This is a genomic window from Bradyrhizobium sp. (assembly GCF_049586575.1).
In the GTDB taxonomy this organism is placed as follows: domain Bacteria; phylum Pseudomonadota; class Alphaproteobacteria; order Rhizobiales; family Xanthobacteraceae; genus Bradyrhizobium.
In genome coordinates, this window is record NZ_JBAVCF010000593.1 from 1 (window position 1) to 3,240 (window position 3,240).

The 3,240-nt window shown below is 56.1% G+C and carries 4 protein-coding genes and 1 pseudogene; 2 read left to right on the forward strand and 3 right to left on the reverse strand.

From position 1 onward, the window contains the following. Window positions 1-193: 193 nt before the first annotated feature. A pseudogene (locus WB528_RS22210) lies at window positions 194-337 on the reverse strand (IS481 family transposase); the annotation flags it as partial. A gap of 370 nt (window positions 338-707) precedes the next feature. Further along, a complete protein-coding gene (locus WB528_RS22215; protein WP_423890717.1) occupies window positions 708-905 on the reverse strand; it encodes a DUF6494 family protein in 198 nt (65 codons plus the stop codon). 551 nt (window positions 906-1,456) lie between these two features. Here WB528_RS22215 and WB528_RS22220 point away from each other — a divergent pair. Together WB528_RS22220 and WB528_RS22225 are read left to right on the forward strand one after the other, a co-directional pair. Beyond that, entirely contained in the window at window positions 1,457-1,927 is a 471-nt protein-coding gene (locus WB528_RS22220) for a sterol desaturase family protein (protein ID WP_423890719.1), read from the forward strand. A gap of 129 nt (window positions 1,928-2,056) precedes the next feature. Then, window positions 2,057-2,824 carry an NYN domain-containing protein gene (locus tag WB528_RS22225; protein ID WP_423890724.1) on the forward strand — a complete coding sequence of 256 codons (768 nt, stop codon included), beginning with the start codon at window positions 2,057-2,059 and terminating at the stop codon, window positions 2,822-2,824. Between the two features lie 44 nt (window positions 2,825-2,868). On the opposite strand, the gene WB528_RS22230 is transcribed toward WB528_RS22225, so the two are convergent. Continuing rightward, window positions 2,869-3,195: an antibiotic biosynthesis monooxygenase family protein gene (locus WB528_RS22230; protein WP_423890722.1), complete on the reverse strand. Its 327-nt coding sequence runs from the start codon at window positions 3,193-3,195 to the stop codon at window positions 2,869-2,871. Window positions 3,196-3,240: the final 45 nt, after the last annotated feature.

Below are 3,240 nucleotides of genomic sequence, written 5' to 3' on the forward strand. Positions count from 1 at the left end.
TGAAATGGACAACAGTGCAATGACGGCAGCGGTCGCGCCGACGCGAAGCGTTGTGTTGAATGACATATTGGAACTCCCTTTTTCTCTCCTTGGGATTGCCCGCTTTCAGGTGATCCGAGTGTAACGCGCGCTAGCAGTTTCTCGCTTTAAATTTTGTTTATGACCTGAAGTTAACGTCGAACATTCGCTAGCTGCGATGTTCCACGCAGGCGATGCGGCCGAGCTTTTTGATGTCGAGGTGGATCAGCTCACCCGGGTGCTTGCGCTCATAGCGGCGGATCGGCTCGGTTGGCTCCAGCGCAGCCAACCTGCTCAGGCCGAGCCGGCGCAGGATGCGGCGACGGTCGCTCGCGACCACGCCTTGTGCGCGGAAGCGGTTGCCCACTTGGCGACAGTATTCGGCGTGATGTTAAATTGGCGCGCAGCTGCGGCCTTGCTCAGCCCCGCATCAACAACACCGCGCACCCGCGAGAAATTGACGTCAAGTGGAAGGCGCGTCCGGCGAGCGAGCATGCTTCCGCTTTCGGGGCGTACCGGACACGGCCACAACTGCCGTGAGCTCGACCCGGTACGATCGAAATGATCGCTTGTTTCAGCCCTTTGCGCCCATAGACAACGAAAGTCGCAACAAGGATCGTTGAGCCGGCAATCGCAATGATAGCCTTCGTAAGGATCAGGGCCATAACTTCCCACAGCCGGGACAATCGTCAGAGCGCGACTGTTTCCTCGACCACATGTTTCAGCGGCGTCCCCTCAGCGGACAGGGTCATTCGCAGTTTGAGCTCGCCGCCCTTCACCTCCCCGCTTCGCACAAGGTTCTCAATTTCACGCTGCGATGTAACTCCGACATGCTTCAGAAATTTACGGATAGCCATATTGAAGCGGTCTTCATCGAACTCGGTCATGGCCGTTCTCCCTGATCGGGTAGGCAAAGTCTAACACGGAGGCGAGCAAAGACGAAACATCGAGGCCTCGCTCGCGTCGCCGCCGATAGCGATTGTCGGAGCAGCAGGGGGCAGCAACACGGACACAAAAACCACCGTTGCCATGACAACGAAGCAGGCTATGGCTGCCTTTAAGGCCGCCGGTGAGTTAGCGAAATCGTTCAAGGGCGCAGGGCGCTGACCGGAACTCCACATTACCTGCGTTACGAACCTCTTCGTTGGCTCTTTTTGCATCCTAAGCCCCGGGCGCAGCGTCTGAGCTACGCGGGGGCAAGGACGAGACGAAGACTTCTGGAATTGGCCCATCGCTACATTTCGCTGCGATGCAGAACTTGGTCGTCATCGAGGGCATAGCGGACATCGAGCAAGTCGCGCTAAGAGTACGCGTCTCGCAAGGTGCAAAAGCTAGAAGCCCTCCTCGCGAGCGTGCCTCCCGATCCTTTGAAATGCCCTCATGGCCTTATCGATCTTTCGATAGGCGAAGGCCTACGTCCGGGTGCATACTGTGGCGTATGACCGCCCTCATCTATTTTGGCGAAATGCTGGTAGCGTCCTCGCTCGCGATCGTCCTGCTGGCACTTTCTCCGTTCAGAATGAGTTCCAACGTCGCGCTTCTAGCCGCCGGCGTCGTTACGTGGACACTTGCCGAATATGTCGTTCATCGCTTTGTGCTGCATGGTCTCGTAACGACCCAACATGGGCTTCATCATGCCAACCCCGACGCGGCAGTCCTGAATATTTTTTGGCAGATATGGGCCTGTTTCGCGCTGATCTATTTGATCGCCGGCGGCGCCTTCCTTGCAGGCGGTTTATTTGCCTATTCATGGTACCTATTCGTGCATCACTGCGCACATCACGGCCCCGATAGGTTGTCGTTACGACTGCTTCAGCACCACCGAAGTCATCATCAATTCGCGACGAGAAACTACGGCGTCAGCACAACGCTGTGGGATCGCATATTTGGGACGATATCGCGCCAATGAACCCTTGAAACGGTAGAACGCCCTCCCGCGCGATACTTGGGCTTGTCGAAGCTGTCCCAACACGTCGCCAGCGGCTCGTCGCCCCCCGGAATTTCTGCTTATATCACCCAGCTATCTTGGGGATATGTCATGCCTTCGGAACTCCGTTCACCTCGCCTCGCCGTTCTAATTGATGCCGACAATGCTTCCGCGAAGATCGTGGACGGACTGTTCGAGGAGATTGCAAAAATTGGGGAGGCAAGCGTTCGCCGCATTTACGGCGACTTCTCCAATCCTCGTTCGAAGGCATGGGCCGATACGCTATCGAAACACGCCATCATACCTCAACAGCAATTTGCCTACACTACCGGGAAGAACGCATCCGACATAACGTTGGTCATCGACGCAATGGACCTGCTTCATAGCGGTCGGTTCGATGGATTTTGTCTGGTTTCCTCGGACAGCGATTTTACCCGACTCGCGGCCCGCATCCGTGAGCAAGGCGTCGATGTTTTCGGGTTCGGTGAGCAGAAAACTCCAGAGAGCTTCCGGCAGGCCTGTCGAAGGTTCGTATACACGGAAAACCTCCTTTCCGGTGTTGCGAACAGCCAAGATGCCGCCTCAACTTCAAAGCCTCTTCAACCTCTCAGCGAAGCCACGCCCATCATTAAGAAGGTCATCACGCAGATGGAAAGCGAAGACGGCTGGGTGTCTCTGGGCGAGGTAGGAAAGCAGCTTGCCAACCTGGCTTCGGACTTCGATCCCCGCACCTTCGGATTTCGCAAGCTAAGCGATCTAGTGCGAAAGACAAACGCGTTCGAAATCGATCATCCAAAGGGAGGTACCATGCGCATCCGCACTAAATCTGCCGCCGGATCGCCTCCAAAATCGAAACCCGTTACCAAAGCTCCGATATGACTAGAGGTCGACCGAGAACAAATATTTTCCAGACTGCCGTTGTGTCAGGCTGCCTTGCCGCGTCCTACCGTCTGGCGAACCTCAAACCCCTCGAACTGAGGGTGATCTAGATACAGCGGCTTGTTGTCCCCTGCCCGACTATGCGCGGCGCGGAATGCCTCTGATTTGGTCCACGCCTCGAACACAGCACGGTTTTCCCAGACCGTGTGGGAGGCATACAGCGTGTGATCTTCGGCTTCGGGGCCTTTGAGAAGGTGAAACTCTACAAAGCCCGGGACTTTATCGAGATGACTGTCGCGGGAAAGCCAGACCTGTTCGAAGGCAGCTTCGGACCCCTTGGCTACTCGGAAACGGTTCATTGCGATAAACATTTGGTGGTCTCACTAATTCGGCTCATTGGCCGCATAGTCTCGCCT